16 protein-coding genes are annotated in these 15792 nt (G+C 64.5%); 8 read left to right on the top strand and 8 right to left on the bottom strand.

Annotation, left to right across the window (positions count from 1 at the left end):
* Window positions 1–80 precede the first annotated feature (80 nt).
* Window positions 81–1004, bottom strand: coding sequence for a GyrI-like domain-containing protein (locus tag DQW91_RS02095; RefSeq protein ID WP_112662417.1), 924 nt, complete (start codon window positions 1002–1004; stop codon window positions 81–83).
* A gap of 375 nt (window positions 1005–1379) precedes the next feature.
* Here DQW91_RS02095 and dapF point away from each other — a divergent pair, with 375 nt between their 5' ends.
* Genes dapF through DQW91_RS02110 form a run of 3 tightly spaced genes read left to right on the top strand, consistent with a single transcriptional unit; the run spans window position 1380 to window position 3813 of the window.
* Window positions 1380–2264, top strand: a complete 885-nt coding sequence (dapF, locus tag DQW91_RS02100) for a diaminopimelate epimerase (protein ID WP_112661907.1) — start codon at window positions 1380–1382, stop codon at window positions 2262–2264.
* The gene (gene mtaB / locus DQW91_RS02105; RefSeq protein WP_112661908.1) at window positions 2264–3517 is read left to right on the top strand and encodes a tRNA (N(6)-L-threonylcarbamoyladenosine(37)-C(2))-methylthiotransferase MtaB; all 1254 of its coding nucleotides are present in this window, start codon (window positions 2264–2266) and stop codon (window positions 3515–3517) included. The genes dapF and mtaB overlap by 1 nt, the downstream gene beginning before the upstream one ends.
* 23 nt (window positions 3518–3540) lie before the next feature.
* Window positions 3541–3813 carry a TfoX/Sxy family DNA transformation protein gene (locus DQW91_RS02110; RefSeq protein WP_112661909.1) on the top strand — a complete coding sequence of 91 codons (273 nt, stop codon included), beginning with the start codon at window positions 3541–3543 and terminating at the stop codon, window positions 3811–3813.
* Here the strand turns inward: DQW91_RS02110 and DQW91_RS02115 are convergent.
* Window positions 3802–4527, bottom strand: a complete 726-nt coding sequence (locus DQW91_RS02115) for an RluA family pseudouridine synthase (RefSeq protein ID WP_112661910.1) — start codon at window positions 4525–4527, stop codon at window positions 3802–3804. The genes DQW91_RS02110 and DQW91_RS02115 overlap by 12 nt on opposite strands.
* A 55-nt stretch (window positions 4528–4582) precedes the next feature.
* Between DQW91_RS02115 and ftsY the strand changes: the two genes are divergently transcribed.
* A complete protein-coding gene (gene ftsY / locus DQW91_RS02120; RefSeq protein WP_112661911.1) occupies window positions 4583–5767 on the top strand; it encodes a signal recognition particle-docking protein FtsY in 1185 nt (394 codons plus the stop codon).
* 143 nt (window positions 5768–5910) lie between these two features.
* Window positions 5911–6510 (top strand): septation protein A, encoded by a 600-nt coding sequence (locus tag DQW91_RS02125; RefSeq protein WP_112661912.1) that lies wholly within the window; start codon window positions 5911–5913, stop codon window positions 6508–6510.
* On the opposite strand, the gene DQW91_RS02130 is transcribed toward DQW91_RS02125, so the two are convergent.
* Window positions 6507–7850 carry an adenylate/guanylate cyclase domain-containing protein gene (locus DQW91_RS02130; protein WP_157961307.1) on the bottom strand — a complete coding sequence of 448 codons (1344 nt, stop codon included), beginning with the start codon at window positions 7848–7850 and terminating at the stop codon, window positions 6507–6509. The genes DQW91_RS02125 and DQW91_RS02130 overlap by 4 nt on opposite strands.
* Before the next feature lie 101 nt (window positions 7851–7951).
* Between DQW91_RS02130 and DQW91_RS02135 the strand changes: the two genes are divergently transcribed.
* The gene (locus tag DQW91_RS02135; protein ID WP_112661914.1) at window positions 7952–8425 is read left to right on the top strand and encodes a YaiI/YqxD family protein; all 474 of its coding nucleotides are present in this window, start codon (window positions 7952–7954) and stop codon (window positions 8423–8425) included.
* Here DQW91_RS02135 and DQW91_RS02140 read toward each other — a convergent pair.
* Genes DQW91_RS02140 through DQW91_RS02150 form a run of 3 tightly spaced genes read right to left on the bottom strand, consistent with a single transcriptional unit; the run spans window position 8397 to window position 9877 of the window.
* A complete protein-coding gene (locus tag DQW91_RS02140; RefSeq protein WP_112661915.1) occupies window positions 8397–8984 on the bottom strand; it encodes a DsbE family thiol:disulfide interchange protein in 588 nt (195 codons plus the stop codon). The genes DQW91_RS02135 and DQW91_RS02140 overlap by 29 nt on opposite strands.
* Entirely contained in the window at window positions 8977–9135 is a 159-nt protein-coding gene (gene ccmD, locus DQW91_RS02145; protein ID WP_112661916.1) for a heme exporter protein CcmD, read from the bottom strand. The genes DQW91_RS02140 and ccmD overlap by 8 nt, the downstream gene beginning before the upstream one ends.
* A 1-nt stretch (window position 9136) precedes the next feature.
* Window positions 9137–9877: a heme ABC transporter permease gene (locus DQW91_RS02150; protein WP_112661917.1), complete on the bottom strand. Its 741-nt coding sequence runs from the start codon at window positions 9875–9877 to the stop codon at window positions 9137–9139.
* Between the two features lie 264 nt (window positions 9878–10141).
* On the opposite strand from DQW91_RS02150, the gene DQW91_RS02155 reads away from it, so the two are divergent.
* Window positions 10142–11137 carry a M23 family metallopeptidase gene (locus DQW91_RS02155; RefSeq protein ID WP_112662418.1) on the top strand — a complete coding sequence of 332 codons (996 nt, stop codon included), beginning with the start codon at window positions 10142–10144 and terminating at the stop codon, window positions 11135–11137.
* Window positions 11138–11246: 109 nt separating this feature from the next.
* Here DQW91_RS02155 and ccmB read toward each other — a convergent pair whose 3' ends face one another.
* Complete coding sequence (ccmB, locus tag DQW91_RS02160) at window positions 11247–11912, bottom strand: heme exporter protein CcmB (RefSeq protein ID WP_198411752.1); 666 nt, start codon at window positions 11910–11912, stop codon at window positions 11247–11249.
* Window positions 11912–12538 (bottom strand): heme ABC exporter ATP-binding protein CcmA, encoded by a 627-nt coding sequence (ccmA, locus tag DQW91_RS02165; protein ID WP_112661919.1) that lies wholly within the window; start codon window positions 12536–12538, stop codon window positions 11912–11914. The genes ccmB and ccmA overlap by 1 nt, the downstream gene beginning before the upstream one ends.
* 323 nt (window positions 12539–12861) lie before the next feature.
* Between ccmA and acnA the strand changes: the two genes are divergently transcribed.
* Window positions 12862–15564 carry an aconitate hydratase AcnA gene (gene acnA, locus DQW91_RS02170; protein ID WP_112661920.1) on the top strand — a complete coding sequence of 901 codons (2703 nt, stop codon included), beginning with the start codon at window positions 12862–12864 and terminating at the stop codon, window positions 15562–15564.
* The last annotated feature ends 228 nt before the right edge of the window (window positions 15565–15792 follow it).

Below are 15792 nucleotides of genomic sequence, written 5' to 3' on the forward strand. Positions count from 1 at the left end.
TTCCCGAGCATCCTGTATCAGGCAAAAGGCAAAATTAGCAACTTTATATCATCTAAGGTCGACTTCCGTCCCAACCCTCGCTACTTCGGCTGCACGTAGACGTTCACCTCGAGGTTGGTGTCTGACGAGGTCGTCAGGTCCGTCACGTATTCCTCGATGAAGGCATCCTTCGCCACGATGTCCTTGGCGTCGAGATAGGCGGCGATGGTCTCGTAGGTGCCGTCGATCTCGTCATAGGCGTCCTTGTGCACGAAACGGAAAGCCTTGCCGTCCGGCGTCTTGCCGAACTTGATCTCCGGCGTCAGTTCCGTCTTGCCTTCAGGGACCTGCGCGATGGGCACCAGGGCGTCGAACTTGAAGCCCGCATCGTCCGTGTGAACGAAGACCGTCACCGGGCGGCCTGTCGGGGCAATGCCCGCCTTCTTCAACTCGTCCTCGATCTTCTGAAAAGCCTGCTTCAACGACGTGAAGCCGTCGTCCCAGGTGCTGGTGCCGGATAAGACCGCGGCGGGCTTCGCAGCAAGGGTGACTTCCTGCACATCCGTCGGATCGGCCGGGCCGGGGACCAGGGTTTCGCGGGCAGAGCCGGTCACGGGCGCCGGGGTTGCCGGGGCGGCCTGCGCCGGTTGGCTCGGCGCGGGAACGGGAGCGGCCGGCTGAGCCGGCGGAGGGCTCGCCACCGGCGCGGCAGGCTGAGCCGCCGCAGGCGCTTCGGGGGCCGAAGCGGCAGGAGCCGCTGTCGCGGGAGCAGGGGTCGCCGGCGGCGCTGTCTGCGCAGTCGCCGGGGCCGGTTGAGAGGCAGGCGCGGCTTGAGGCGCAGCCGCCTGCGGCTGGGTCGGCGCGGGAGCGGCGGAAGAGGACGGAGGCGTGCTGGGCTCCGCCGCAACAGGCGGGGGCACGGGCGTGCTCGCCACGGGCGGCGGCGTCTGCGCAAACCCCGCCACGGGACCAAGCCCGATGGCCAGCGCAAGCGAGAAACGGGAAAGGCAGGAAAAAAGCCGCATGATCAATCTACTTGCGCGAATCAACTCTGGTATCGGGCATCATCATAGAAGGTCTCTCGCAGGGTCGCGAGATGCCCCAAGGTCGCCCTTTCATCACAGGCACACCCCGCAGCCCTACCCGCGCGAGAATGACGCAACAACATTGCTGAAAAATTGGGCAGAGATGCTGTCCTTTTGCGCTTGCCGGGGAAATGGGCACTCTCTATTTGTTGCAGTGCGACACGGTGATTGGCGTCACCTGTCGTATGCCCTTCTTGGGCGTTTCCTCCCTAAACTCCGGGCCGCTGGAAACAGCGGCCTTTTTTCTTTTCCGGGCGACCTTTCAAGGCCAATCCCCGACTCGCGCTTTGTCGCGCTTTGCGCCATATACGGCCCATGAGCCACCTCGCGAACCATCGCTTTCTCAAGATGAACGGCCTCGGCAACGAGATCACCGTGCTGGACCTGCGCGGCACGCCGCTAACGGTCAGCCCAGCCGAGGCGCGGGCCATCGCCGCCGATCCACGCTCGCATTTCGACCAGCTGATGGTGCTGCACGATCCGCAAACCCCCGGCACGGACGCCTTTATGCGGATCTACAACACGGACGGCTCGGAATCCGGCGCCTGCGGCAACGGCACGCGCTGTGTCGCCTGGGCCATGACGGCAGATCCGGCGATGCGCGGCAGCGCGCGAGACAGCTTTACGCTCGAAACCAAGGCGGGGCTTTTGCCGGTGGAGCAGGTTTCGGACACGGTCTTCACCGTGGACATGGGCGCGCCGCGCCTTGCCTGGAACGAGATCCCCCTGCGCGATCCCTTCCCCGATACCACGGCCATCGATTTCAGCTTCACGGTGCCGGGCCTGCCCGCGCTGCAAAATCCGGCGGCGGTGAGCATGGGCAATCCGCACATCGTGTTCTGGGTGAAGGATGCGGGGGCCTATGATCTCGCCACCATCGGCCCGCAGCTCGAAACCCATCCGCAATTTCCCGAACGGGCGAACATCTCCCTCGCTCAGGTGGTCGACCCCGGCCATATCGTGCTGCGCGTGTGGGAGCGCGGCGCGGGCCTCACCCGCGCCTGCGGCTCGGCGGCCTGCGCGGTTGTCGTCGCCGCTGTCCGCAACGGCCTCACGAAGCGCAAGGCCACCATCTCGCTGCCGGGCGGGGATCTGACCATCGAATGGCGCGAGAGCGACGCGCATGTGCTGATGACGGGGCCGACCGAACTCGAGCATGAGGGCGCGTTCGAACCGTCGCTGTTTGCCGGGGCCGCGTGATGGCCGTCGAGGTCGTCACCTTCGGCTGCCGTCTCAACATCGTCGAGTCGGAGACGATGCAGCGCCACGCGGAAGAAGCGGGGCTGAACGACCTCATCATCGTCAACACCTGCGCCGTCACGGCGGAAGCCGCGCGACAGGCGCGCCAGTCCATTCGCCGCATCGCGCGCGAAAAGCCGGAGGCGCGCATTGTCGTCACCGGCTGCGCCGCGCAAGTCGAGCCGCAGACCTTCGCCGCGATGCCGGAAGTGGCGCAGGTGATCGGCAACCACGAGAAGATGAAAGCCGAAAGCTGGCAAGCTTTCAGCGGTTTTGATGTCGGGGCATCCGAGAAGGTTCTCGTCAACGATATCATGGCGGTGAAGGAAACCGCCGTGCACCTCATCGATGGTCTGCGCGGGCACACGCGTTCTTTCGTGCAGGTGCAGAACGGCTGCGATCACCGCTGCACCTTCTGCATCATTCCCTATGGGCGCGGAAACTCACGCTCCGTGCCGATGGGCGCGGTGGTGGAACAGGTTCGGACGCTCATCGAGAACGGCTCGCGCGAGATCGTCCTCACCGGCGTCGACATCACGAGCTATGGCGCGGATCTTCCCGGTGCGCCGAAACTCGGCTCTCTCATCAAGAGCCTTTTGCGCCACGTGCCGGATATCGAGCGCCTGCGCATTTCCTCGATCGATTCGGTGGAGGCGGATGATGACCTCTTGGATGTCATCGCCAATGATCATCGCCTGATGCCGCATCTGCATCTCTCGCTGCAGGCGGGCGACGACATGATTTTGAAGCGCATGAAGCGCCGCCATTCCCGCGATGACGCCATCCGCTTCTGCGAGGACGTGCGCAAGCTGCGTCCGGACATGGTGTTCGGCGCGGACATCATCGCGGGCTTTCCAACCGAAACGGAAGAGATGTTCGCCCGCTCCCTCGACATCGTCGCGGAATGCGGCCTGACGCATCTGCACGTCTTCCCCTTCTCGCCGCGCCCCGGCACCCCCGCCGCTCGCATGCCGCAGGTGCCGCGCGAGGTGGTGAAGGAGCGCGCGAAGTGCCTGCGCGAAAAAGGTGAAGAGGCTCTGCTGAAGCACCTTGATGGAGAGATCGGCGCGCGCCGCCGCGTCCTCACTGAGCGCGGCAATGTGGGTCGCACGGAAGGGTTCACGCTGGTGCGCTTTTCCGCGCCGGTCGAAGCGGGCGAGATCCACGACATCACGGTCGCGGGGCACGACGGCCGGGATCTGGTGGCGGCGTGACCGGCGTACAGTGACATGCGAGCATGAAAAAGCGGCTATCCGAACTGCGTAACCTCGGCCCCGTCACAGAGCGTCAGCTCCATGAGATCGGCATCCGGACGGAAGCCGACCTTCGCGCGATGGGCAGCATCGAAGCCTGGCATCGCCTGAAATTCGTTTTCGGGCGTCACATCAACTTCCTGGCCCTCCTCGCGCTCGAAGGGGCGCTCCTGGATTGCGACTGGCGGACCCTTCCCCCCGAGCGGAAGGCCGAGCTCGACCGTTTCAGGAAGCAGAAGCGCGCCCTATCGACCTGACGCGCCGGCGCTTTCGTCGGGGATGGTGGACGGGTCGGGATTCACGCCGCAGGCACGGATGCGCTCCTTCATGTGCTCCGGCACCGGAGCCGTGACCGTGATCGGCGGCTTTTTCGGGTAGAGCGGCACGGTGATCTCGCGGGCATGAAGATGCAGCCCCGGCCCGTGAAAGCGCGGCGCGGTGCCGTAGATCGGATCGCCCACGATGGGAAAACCGGACTCGGCGCAATGGACGCGCAGCTGGTGCGTACGGCCCGTGATGGGGCGCAGTTCGAGCAAGGTGAGACCGTCTGTCCGCCCCAGCACCCGCCATTTCGTCAGCGAGGGTTGGCCTTTCGGATCGACCTTCATCCACCAGCCGCGATCCGGCGATTTGGGGGCGAGCGGAAGATCGATCTCGCCTGCGTCCGCTTCCGGCCCGCCCTCGACGACGGCCCAGTAGACCTTGTCGATCTCGTTGGTCTTGAACAGTTCGCCCAGACGCGCCAACGCCTTGGCGTGGCGGCCGAGCACGAGGCAGCCGGACGTGTCCTTGTCGAGCCGGTGCGCCGCTTCCGGGCGGCGCGGCAGGCCGAAGCGCAGGGCGTCCAGGTGATGGAACAGCGTCTCGCCGCCTTTCGGCCCCGGATGGACAGGCAAGCCGGCAGGCTTGTCGATCACGAGCATCAGGGCATCGCGATACAGGAGACGGGATACTATCTCTTCCGCATTCATGATGCCTCGGCTATCGAGGCTTCGCGAGCAATGCAAGAGGCGTGAAGAGGACCCCATGGCCGAGACGAAACCCGACAAGCCCGGATTCCTGTCGCGTCTCTTCGGACGCCAGGAAGCGCCGCCGGAGGCTCCCGCCCCTGAAACCGCCGCGCCTGAGACGGAGCCGGTCTCCGATCCGCCCGTGACGGGCTTTGACGAACTGCCCTCCGTGGAGCATGTGCCGCCGGAATTGGCGGGCGCGGATCTTCAGCCCACCGACCCCGCGCAGACCGGGGCCGTCGCCCTTCGCGAGATCGAACCGGAAGGCGAGCGCCTGAGCTGGTGGCAGCGCCTGCGCCAGGGCATGCGCCGCACCTCGTCCTCGCTCTCCGACAGCGTCACGAGCCTGTTCACCAAGCGCAAGCTCGATGCGGGCACGCTCGAAGAACTCGAGGATGCGCTCGTTCAGGCGGATCTCGGCGTCGATACGGCGATCCGCATCACCGAGGCCATCGCCAAGGGGCGCTACGACAAGGAAATCGCGCCCGAAGAGGTGAAGGCCATTCTGGCGAGCGAGGTGGAAAAGACCCTCGCGCCGGTCGCAATGCCCCTCGTCATCGACCGCGCGAAAAAACCCTTCGTCATCCTGATGGTCGGCGTGAACGGCGCAGGCAAAACCACGACCATCGGCAAGCTCTCCCAGAAATTCCGCGACCAGGGCCTGTCCGTCATGCTGGCGGCGGGCGACACCTTCCGCGCGGCGGCCATCGAGCAGCTGAAGGTGTGGGGCGAGCGCGTCGGCGCGCCCGTCCTTTCCCGCGAGCAGGGCGCGGACGCGGCGGGCCTTGCCTACGATGCGCTGCAGGAAGCAAAGGCCAACGGCTCCGACGTTCTTCTCATCGACACCGCCGGACGCCTGCAGAACAAGGCCGGCCTGATGGCCGAACTTGAAAAGATCATCCGCGTCATCAAGAAATTCGACGAGAGCGCGCCGCATGCGACGCTCCTCGTTCTCGACGCCACGGTGGGGCAGAACGCGCTGAGCCAGGTCGAAATCTTCGGCAAGGCGGCGGGCGTCTCGGGCCTTGTGATGACGAAGCTCGACGGCACGGCACGGGGCGGCATTCTGGTGGCGCTTGCCGCCAAGTTCGGCCTGCCCGTCCATTTCATCGGCGTCGGCGAAGGCGTCGCGGATCTCGAACCCTTCGAGGCCGGGGATTTCGCCCGCGCCATCGCGGGTCTAGAGTCTGATCGTGTTTGATTGAAACACGATCAGACTCTAGATTCCTTTATTGCCGCATGATCCGGGCGAACAACCGGTATCCACTTGTTCTGATCATGCTCTAGAGTGAGCGGATCCGTTCGCACCATGCTCCAGACATATTCTGCTTGAACAAGGCTGACATGACCGACCAAAAGCGCCTTCCCCCGCTGCTCAAGCTTGTCCTGGAACTGGGACCGCTGGTGCTGTTCTTCTTTGCCAACGCTTATGCTGACCGCTTCGGCTATGGGCACGACCAGCGCATCTATGTGGCAACCGCCCTGTTCATCGCGGCAACGCTCGTTGCACTCGCGATCAACTACACGCTGGTGCGCAAATTGCCGATCATGCCGCTGATTTCCGGCGTGGTCGTCGTGGTGTTCGGCGGCCTGACGCTGTTTTTGCAGAACGACGTGTTCATCAAGCTCAAGCCCACCATCGTGAACGGGCTGTTCGGCGTGATCCTTCTCGGCGGTCTTTATTTCCGCAAGCCGCTCCTCGAAATCGTTCTCGACAGCGTGTTCGAACTGACGGAGGAAGGCTGGCGCAAGCTTACCCTCCGCTGGGGGCTGTTCTTCCTTGTCCTCGCCGCTCTCAATGAAATTGTCTGGCGCACGCAGACCACGGATTTCTGGGTCAGCTTCAAGGTCTTCGGCATCATGCCGCTGACCCTCGCCTTCGCGCTCTCGCAGACGCCGCTTCTCTTGAAGCACGATGCGAGCAAGAAGGCTGAGGAAGCCTAAGCGAAAGCAAAGAGCCGCACCGGCCTCGTCACGCCCGCTAACGAGGGGGCTTCAATTTCGAACCATCCTTCCGTTTCACCGGACGCATCGAGCGTCTCCTTGGAGGCGAGAAGCGGGTAGCCCGTGGTTTTCGTCGCCTGCTCGATGCGCGCAGCGATGTTCACCGCTTCTCCCAGCACCGTGAATTCAAGGCGATCCTCATCGCCGACGACGCCGCAGAAAACCTCGCCCGTATGCACGCCGATGCCGATCCGCACGGGCGGATCGAAACCGCGCTTCTCATTCCAGCGTGCAACGAGCCGCAAGAGAAGATGTGCGCAGGACAAGGCGCGCGCGGCATCGCTCGGCGAGCCGCTCGGCACGCCGAAGAGGACCAGCGCGCCATCGCCGATGAACTTGTCGATCACGCCGCCGCTTTGCGTCACGGCCCGCGTGACACGCCGCCGGAAGGCGGACATGAACACCGCCAGCCGCGCCGGATCCATCCCCTCCCCGATCTGCGAGGAAGCGCGAATATCCACGAAGAGCATTGTCACGGTGATGCGGCGGCCCTCGCGGAGCCCCTCGAATTCCCGCTCAGTGAGGATCGGCGCGAGCTCACTCGGCAGATAACGGGTCAGGTTGAGTCGCAGCGTAGTCTCGCGCACCGCACGCTCGAGCAGAAACCGGCCCTGACGCGCCACCAGAAACAACACCAGACCGAAGGCGAAAATCATCATGAGGCGAACGCCGTTGGCCTGGGCGGAGAATTGCTCCGACAATTCGCCGAGATCCGCGATCCGCTCACTGGGCGTCAGATATGTGCCCGAAAAGACGAGCAACGCGATGCCGACCACATAAAGCCCCGCCACATAGGCCTGAAGGCGCGGGTGATAGTGGATCGCCGTCGCCGCAAGGGCGATGGGGACGGCCCAGGCGATGGGAAAGGTCGTGAAATGCGCGCCGGAGACACCGGTGCTCCACAGGCTGTAGGTCAAATTCCCGAGAATGAGACAGGCATCCACCGTGGCCGCAAGGGTGGGGAGCCAGGAAATCGCGATGCGCCGGTTCGCCAACCACGCACTGACGAGACCGGCGCTGCCGAACAGAACGAGCGTCGCCTCCGCCACATGAATCTGCCGCAGGGCGAGCTGGCCGATCTGGCCGAGGCTGGTTTCCGCAAGCAACACCGAGAGAAGGAGGAGCCCGGCGACAACGGCGCGAACGAACCCGGCCCGGCGCAAAGCCGCAACGTCCGCCTCACGGATCAGGCGCTCCGTCGCATCGTCGAGCCGCTGCGCCACGCGCCGGTTCTCGAAAGGACGGCGACGCAGGAATGGGAGACGGACTTGCAATGCCACCAACGACCCCCTGCCGGAAACATGATAGTGGAGGCGGCGACGGACGAATCAAGCTCTCTCAGACGAGCGGCCTTCCCGCGCACACCGGACGCTTCAGGACAATGACCAACGCCACTTCCATCGAAATCCTCGTCGATGCCGATGCCTGCCCCGTGAAGGCGGAGGTCTACCGCGTGGCGGAGCGTTACCGGTTGAAGGTTTTTGTCGTCGCCAACAGCTTCATCAACGTGCCGCGCGATCCCTTCATCGAGCGCGTGATGGTGAGCGACGGATTCGATGCGGCGGATAACTGGATCGCGGAGCGCGCCCGCCAGGGCAGCATCGTCATCACCGCCGACATTCCGCTCGCCGACCGCAGCCTGAAAGCCGGAGCCGAGGTCATTGGCCCGACAGGCAGGCCCTTCACGAATGCCTCCATCGGCATGGCGCTCGCCACCCGCGCCCTGATGGAAGATTTGCGCGCGATGGGGGAAATGGGCGGCGGCCCGAAGCCGTTTTCGCAGAAAGACCGTTCGGCGTTTCTCTCGGCGCTCGATCTGGCGGTCGTCAAGCTCCGCCGCGCTGGATTTGGCTGAGCTTCTCTTTGAATCCGACCAGCGCTTCCGGCGTCAGGGGGCCGATATGCTTGTGGCGGATGGTGCCGTCCGGGCCGACGATGAAGGTTTCCGGCACGCCGTAGACGCCCCATTCGATGGCGGCGCGCCCGTTGGAGTCGACGCCGACGGCGGCATAAGGATTGCCGAGCGCCCCGAGGAAGCGGCGGGCGTTCTCGGTGTTGTCCTTCATGTTGATGCCGACCATGCGGATCGAGGGGTCCTTGGCGAGATCGACCAGAAGCGGGTGCTCCTGGCGGCAGGGCGCGCACCAGGACGCGAAGATGTTCACCACCGTGACCTTGCCCTTGAGATCCTCGTTCGAGAAGCCGGGCACCGGCTGGCCGTTGGCAAGTAGCCCTTCGAGCCGCGCGAGCTTGAAGGCGGGCGCGGGCTTGCCGATGAGCGCGGAAGGCACCTGCGAGGGGTCCGTGCCCTTGCCGAGCTGCAGCATGAACAGGCCGGCGAGGCCCGCGAAAATCAGGATGGGCAGGAGAAACAGGAGGCGAAGGCGCGGACGCGCGGGCGCGGCCTCAACCATGACGGGATCTCCGCCCCGCGCCGCGTGCTTCAAGTTCCGCCAGCGCCCGCTTTTGCGTGCGATGGTCGAGCACCGCGCGGGCGACCAGCCCCGCCACAATCACGGTCGTGACCGCGTAGGCGGCAGCGATGAAGAAGGTATGCGTTGCCATGTCAGGCCACCTGCGCATCGAGGCGTTCGGCCTCGAGAATGGTGAGCGTGCGCACGCGTCGGCGTAAAATCTCGTTGCGCATGCCGGCAAGGTGCAGGCACACGCCGATGAAGGTGAAGGCCAAAGCCATGACGAGAAGCGGGATCAGCATCGACATGTGAATCGTCGGCCCGCCCATGCGGAACACGGAAGCAGGCTGGTGCAGCGTGTTCCACCAATCGACGGAAAACTTCACGATGGGAATGTTGATCGCGCCGACCAGGGTGAGGATCGACACCGCCCGCGCGGCGCGGTTCGGCTCCTCGATGGCGTTCCACAGGGCGAGAATGCCCGCATACATGAGAAACAGCACGAGCACGGAGGTGAGCCGCGCATCCCACACCCAATAGGTGCCCCACATGGGCTTGCCCCAGAGCGAGCCGGTGACGAGGCAGATCCCGGTGAAGGCGATACCGATGGGCGCAGCGGCCTTCTGCGAGACATCCGCCAGCGGGTGCCGCCAGACGAGGGTGCCCAGGGCGGAGACGGCCATCATGGTGTAGAAGAACAGCCCCAGCCAGGCGGCGGGAACGTGCAGATACATGATCTTGACCGTCTCGCCCTGCTGGTAATCGGCGGGGGCGATGAACCAGGTCATGTACAGGCCGATGCCGGTGGTCAAAACCGCAAGGCCGCAGAGCCACGGCAATAGCTTGCCGCTGTAGCTCATGAATCGGGTGGGATTGGCGAGTTCGCGCAACATGGTCTCCGATGTAGCCGGGGAGCGCGCCGCCTGCAACGAGAGGATTGCCGCAAGTTGCGAGGTTGTGATCGGCCGTAAGAAGCCGCCGTCATCCCGGGCGCCGAAGGCGAGCCGGAATCGTAAGGCGCGTTTGGCGCGCTTCCATCGGCCCCCGGTCCCGGATTCCGCTGCGCGGCCCCGGGATGACGCACCTAAAAGACGCCGCCCTTCATCCGCCGCAAACGGCACGCTATACGTTTCGCATCATTGTTGCGGGAGCTTTCCATGCGCACGCTTTTCACCGGCCTTTTCGCTGCTCTCGCCCTGACGGGGGCGGCGAGCGCGCAGGACATTTCGCTTCGCTTCCCCGTCGCCTGCGAGATCGGGCGCACCTGCTTTATCCAGCATTACGTGGATCACATCCGGGATTCAGGCGTTGCCGATTATCGCTGTGGCACCATGACTTACGACGGCCATGACGGCACCGATATCCGCGTGCCGACCACGGGCGCCATGAAGGCCGGTGTCGATGTGGTGGCGGCAGCCGACGGCAAGGTTCTGCGCACTCGCGAGGGCATGGAGGATGTGTCGATCACGGGCCGAGGCCGCGAATCCGTCGAGAATATCGAATGCGGCAACGGAGCCGTCGTCGATCACGGCAACGGCTGGCAGACCCAGTATTGCCACATGGCCAAGGGTAGCCTCTCCGTGAAATCGGGCGATGTGCTGAAAGCCGGCGACAAGATCGGGCAAATCGGCCTCTCGGGCATGACCGAGTTTCCGCATCTTCACTTCACGGTTCGCAAGGACGACAAGGTTGTCGATCCCTTCGTTTCGGGCCCACCCACCAAATCCTGCGAGAGCCGCGGCGCTTCTTCCTTATGGGACGAATCCTTGAAATCCTCGCTCGCCTATCAGCCGGGCAGCGTGCTGAATAAAGGCTTTGCCCCCGGCCCGGTCGCGATGGGCGACATTGAATCCGGCAGCGCCGAAACCAACACGCCGACGACCACCTCCCCTGCCCTCGTCGCTTTCATCCGCGCCATCGGCCTCAAGGGCGGCGACGTGCAGATCCTCACGCTCTTCGACCCGGACGGCAAGGCGCTCGCCCAGAACAAGGCCGAACCGCTCGACCGGGACAAGGCGCAGGTCTTGCTCTTCTCCGGCGTCAAACAACCCTCGGGCGGTTTCCGCCCCGGCCTCTACCGCGCCATCTATCGCGTGGAGCGCGACGGCAAGCCCGCCATCGAGCAGGCTTTTGGAATCGCGTTGCGGCCTTGACCACCGTCATCCCGGACGCCGCAGGCGATCCGGGATCGCATGCCGGAAAGGCGCCGTTCTTGTCGGCCGATTCCGGGCTCCGCTTCGCGGCCCCGGAATGACTGCCCCTTTACTCCCCCATCCTGAGCGCCGCCGCCGCGCCCACCGTGCCGATGACGGCGGCGACAAGGGACAGGGCGATCAGGATCAGGAAGGGTGTTGCGAATGGCACCGTGCCGCCAAGCGCGGCATTCGCCGCCGACACGCCGAAGATCAGCGTCGGGATCATGAACGGCAGAACGAGGATCGACAGGATCAGCCCACCCCGGCGCAAGGACGCGGTGAGCGCCGCGCCGATGGCCCCGACGAAGGTGAGGGCGGGCGTACCGACGAGAAGGGTCGCCGTGACGGAGGCCATCGCCTCCGGCGAGAGCGCCACGAGCAGCCCGAAGAACGGTGTCGCGATGGCGAGTGGCAGGCCGGTGGTGAGCCAATGGGCTATGACCTTCGCCAGCACCACGAGTTCAAGGGGCATCGGCGCGGAGCGCAAAAGGTCGAGGGAACCGTCCTCCTCATCCGCCTGAAACAGCCTGTCGAGGCCGATGAGATTGGCCAGAAGCGCCGCGATCCAGAGAATGGCGGGGCCGATGCGGGAGAGAAGGTTGAGATCCGGCCCCAGCGCAAAGGGAATGAGGGTCACGATCATCAAAAAGAAGATCAGCCCCATGCCCCCTGACCCGCCGATGCGGGCGGCGAGCTTGAGATCGCGCAACAGAAGCGCCCTGAACGCACCCATCACAGCGCCTCCGGAGCAGGATGCGCCGCAGCGCGTTCGATCTGCACGGTCGTGGTGCCCGCCCAGTCGAGCGGCGCATGGGTCGTTGCAATGACCATGCCGCCCCCGGCGCGGTGATCGGCGACGAGCCGGGCGAGAATGCCCTGAGAGACGGCATCGAGCGCCGCCGTCGGCTCATCGAGAAGCCACAACGGCCGCTCGGCGACGAGCAAGCGGGCGAGCGCCACGCGGCGGCGCTGGCCAGCGGAGAGATAGGCCACCGGCATCCGCGCCACATGGGACAGGCCGACAGCGGCAAGGGCCGCTTCGGGCGAAAGCGCGGGCGAGCCGAGAAAGTCGCGGGCGAAGGCGAGGTTCTCGCCCGCCGTCAGCGCGGTCTTCAGGGCATCGCGGTGGCCGACCATGTGCAGGCTCTCGGGCAGGGTCCGCTCTCGCGCTTCCGTGATTCGCGCGACACCCGAGGCCGGATTCAGTCGCCCCGCCAGAATGGCGAGGAGCGAGGATTTGCCCGCACCATTGCGGCCCGTCACCACCAGCGCGTCGCCGGGGCCGAGCGCAAAGGACAGGCCCTGGAAAAGATGCCTTCCGCCGCGCTCGCAGGCCAGATTTTCAACGTTCAGATGCAACCCGCGACCCCTGTCGTCCATTTACTCTCAAGCAACCTGCACCCGGATGCCCCGAAAGCAGAAAAATCTATCGAATCCATAGCTTAAGCATGACGCTCGCCGAAAAGGAGAGCCCGCTCCCGGGCGCCATGCTGAAACAGTTCTAATCCGTGTAGCGGGACTGTAGGAAATGATCTATATCACCCTCGGCTGCGCCGCGCGCCAAGGCGTCCAATCCGTCTCGCGCGCTTCTCCCCTGTCCGGGCGCCCCCGGAGCGGCGCGCGCATTTCGCGCTTTCGGCCGAACACAACGTTCGTAACCCAAATGCACGCGAGGATTCGCCGTGACGCTCCCTAACAGCTTCAATGCCCGCCAGACCCTTAAAGTCGGCGACAAGACCTATACCTATTACTCCCTCGTCGAGGCCGAGAAGAACGGCCTCAAGGACGCCTCGAAGCTTCCCTTCTCCATGAAGGTGCTGCTCGAGAACCTGCTCCGCTTCGAGGACGGCCGCACCGTCACCAAGACGGACATCGAGGCGGTCGCTGCCTGGCTCGTGAACAAGGGCAAGGACGAGAAGGAAATCGCCTACCGCCCGGCCCGCGTGCTGATGCAGGATTTCACCGGCGTTCCCGCCGTCGTCGATCTCGCCGCGCTCCGCGACGCCATGAAGAACCTCGGCGGCGATCCGCAGAAGATCAACCCGCTCGTTCCCGTCGATCTCGTCATCGACCACTCGGTGATCGTCGATGAGTTCGGCACGCCGAAGGCCTTCGACCGCAACGTCGAGCTGGAATACCAGCGCAACGGCGAGCGCTACACCTTCCTCAAGTGGGGTCAGGAAGCGTTCGAGAATTTCTCGGTCGTTCCCCCGGGCACCGGCATCTGCCACCAGGTGAACCTCGAGTTCCTTGCCCAGACCATCTGGACCCGCAAGGACAAGGACGGCACGGAAGTCGCCTATCCCGACACCCTGGTGGGCACCGATTCGCACACCACGATGGTCAACGGCCTTGCCGTTCTCGGCTGGGGCGTCGGCGGCATCGAGGCTGAGGCCGCCATGCTCGGCCAGCCGGTTTCGATGCTGATTCCGGAAGTCATCGGCTTCAAGCTTAACGGCAAGCTGAAGGAAGGCGTGACCGCCACCGACCTCGTGCTCACCGTCACGCAGATGCTGCGCAAGAAGGGCGTGGTCGGCAAGTTCGTGGAATTCTTCGGCCCCGGCCTCAACGACATGACGGTGGCCGACCGCGCCACCATCGGCAACATGGCCCCCGAATACGGCGCGACCTGCGGTTTCTTCCCCATCGACACAAAGACGATGGACTATCTCAAGACCACGAGCCGCACGGCCGACCGCATCGCCCTCGTCGAGGCTTATGCCAAGGCACAAGGCATGTGGCGCACCGCCGAGACGCCCGATCCGGTCTTCACCGATACGCTCGAACTCGACCTTGGCGACGTGGTTCCCTCGCTTGCAGGCCCGAAGCGCCCGCAGGACCGCGTGACCCTCGACAAGGCCAAGCCCGAATTCGTCGGCGCGATGGAAAAGGAATTCCGCAAGGCCACTGAGACGGCCAAGCGCGTGAAGGTCGAGAACGCCAATTTCGACCTCGGCAACGGCGACGTCGTGATCGCGGCCATCACCTCCTGCACCAACACCTCGAACCCGAGCGTGATGATCGGCGCTGGCCTTCTTGCCCGCAACGCGGTGGCCAAGGGCCTGAAGTCGAAGCCGTGGGTGAAGACCTCGCTCGCACCCGGATCGCAGATCGTCGAGGAGTACTTCGCGAAGGCGGGGCTTCAGAAGGATCTCGACGCTCTCGGCTTCAACCTCGTAGGCTTCGGCTGCACCACCTGCATCGGCAATTCCGGCCCGCTGCCGGAAAACGTGTCGAAGGCGATCAACGACAATGACCTCGTGGCCGTGTCGGTGCTCTCGGGCAACCGCAACTTCGAAGGCCGCGTGAACCCGGACGTGCGCGCGAACTACCTTGCTTCGCCCCCGCTCGTCGTCGCCTATGCGCTCGCGGGCTCCATGCTCGTCGATCTGACCACCGAACCCCTCGGCATCGGTTCCGACGGCAAGCCGGTGTACCTGAAGGACATCTGGCCGTCCTCGGCGGAAGTGCAGGAGTTCATCGACCGCACGATCACGAGCGAATTGTTCAAGAGCCGCTACGCGGACGTGTTCTCGGGCGATGCCAACTGGAAGAAGGTGGCCGTCACCAAGAGCGAAACCTTCAAGTGGGATGCAAGCTCGACCTACGTGCAGAACCCGCCCTACTTCGAAGGCATGACCAAGGAGCCGAAGCCGGTGAAGGACATCGAGAATGCGCGCATTCTCGGCCTCTTCCTCGACTCCATCACCACCGACCACATCTCGCCCGCGGGCAACATCCGCACGGCCTCCCCGGCCGGTGAATACCTCCAGTCGCACCAGGTGCGCGTCGCCGACTTCAACCAGTACGGCACCCGTCGCGGCAACCACGAGGTCATGATGCGCGGCACCTTCGCCAACATCCGCATCAAGAACCAGATGGTGAAGGACGAGAGCGGCAACGTGGTGGAAGGGGGCTACACCATCCACCAGCCTAGCCGAGAGAAGATGTTCATCTACGACGCCGCCATGCGCTACCAGAAGGAAGGCGTGCCGCTGGTCGTTCTCGCCGGCAAGGAATACGGCACCGGCTCGTCGCGTGACTGGGCAGCGAAGGGAACGAACCTTCTCGGCGTGCGCGCGGTCATCGCGGAAAGCTTCGAGCGCATCCACCGCTCGAACCTCGTCGGCATGGGTATCGCGCCGTTCGTGTTCGAAGGCGACACCTCCTGGGGTTCGCTCGGCCTCAAGGGCGATGAGACGATCACCATCAAGGGCCTCGCCGGCGACCTCAAGCCCCGCCAGCGCCTCGACCTCGAAATCACCTCCGCCGACGGCAAGGTGAAGAAGGTCCCGGTGATCTGCCGCATCGATACGCTCGACGAACTGGAATACTTCCGCAACGGCGGAATCCTCCAGTACGTCCTGCGCCAGCTCGCGGCGTAAAGCACGTACCGACTGAAACGAAGAAGCCCGCCTCCGGTCACGGAGGCGGGCTTTTTATTGGGATAGCGCGTGCTGAATCCAGGATTCTGGATAATCCGGTGTGTCCGCCAAGGTCACCTCGATCCTCCGATTTACCAAGCCTCTTCAGGCCGCCACGCAATACGCTCGGGCCGAAAGCAGCTAATCCATTCGGCATATTGCCTTCACAAAGAAAAACCCCGGCAGTTG

The organism is Microvirga flavescens, from assembly GCF_003290125.1.
Classification (GTDB): domain Bacteria; phylum Pseudomonadota; class Alphaproteobacteria; order Rhizobiales; family Beijerinckiaceae; genus Microvirga; species Microvirga flavescens.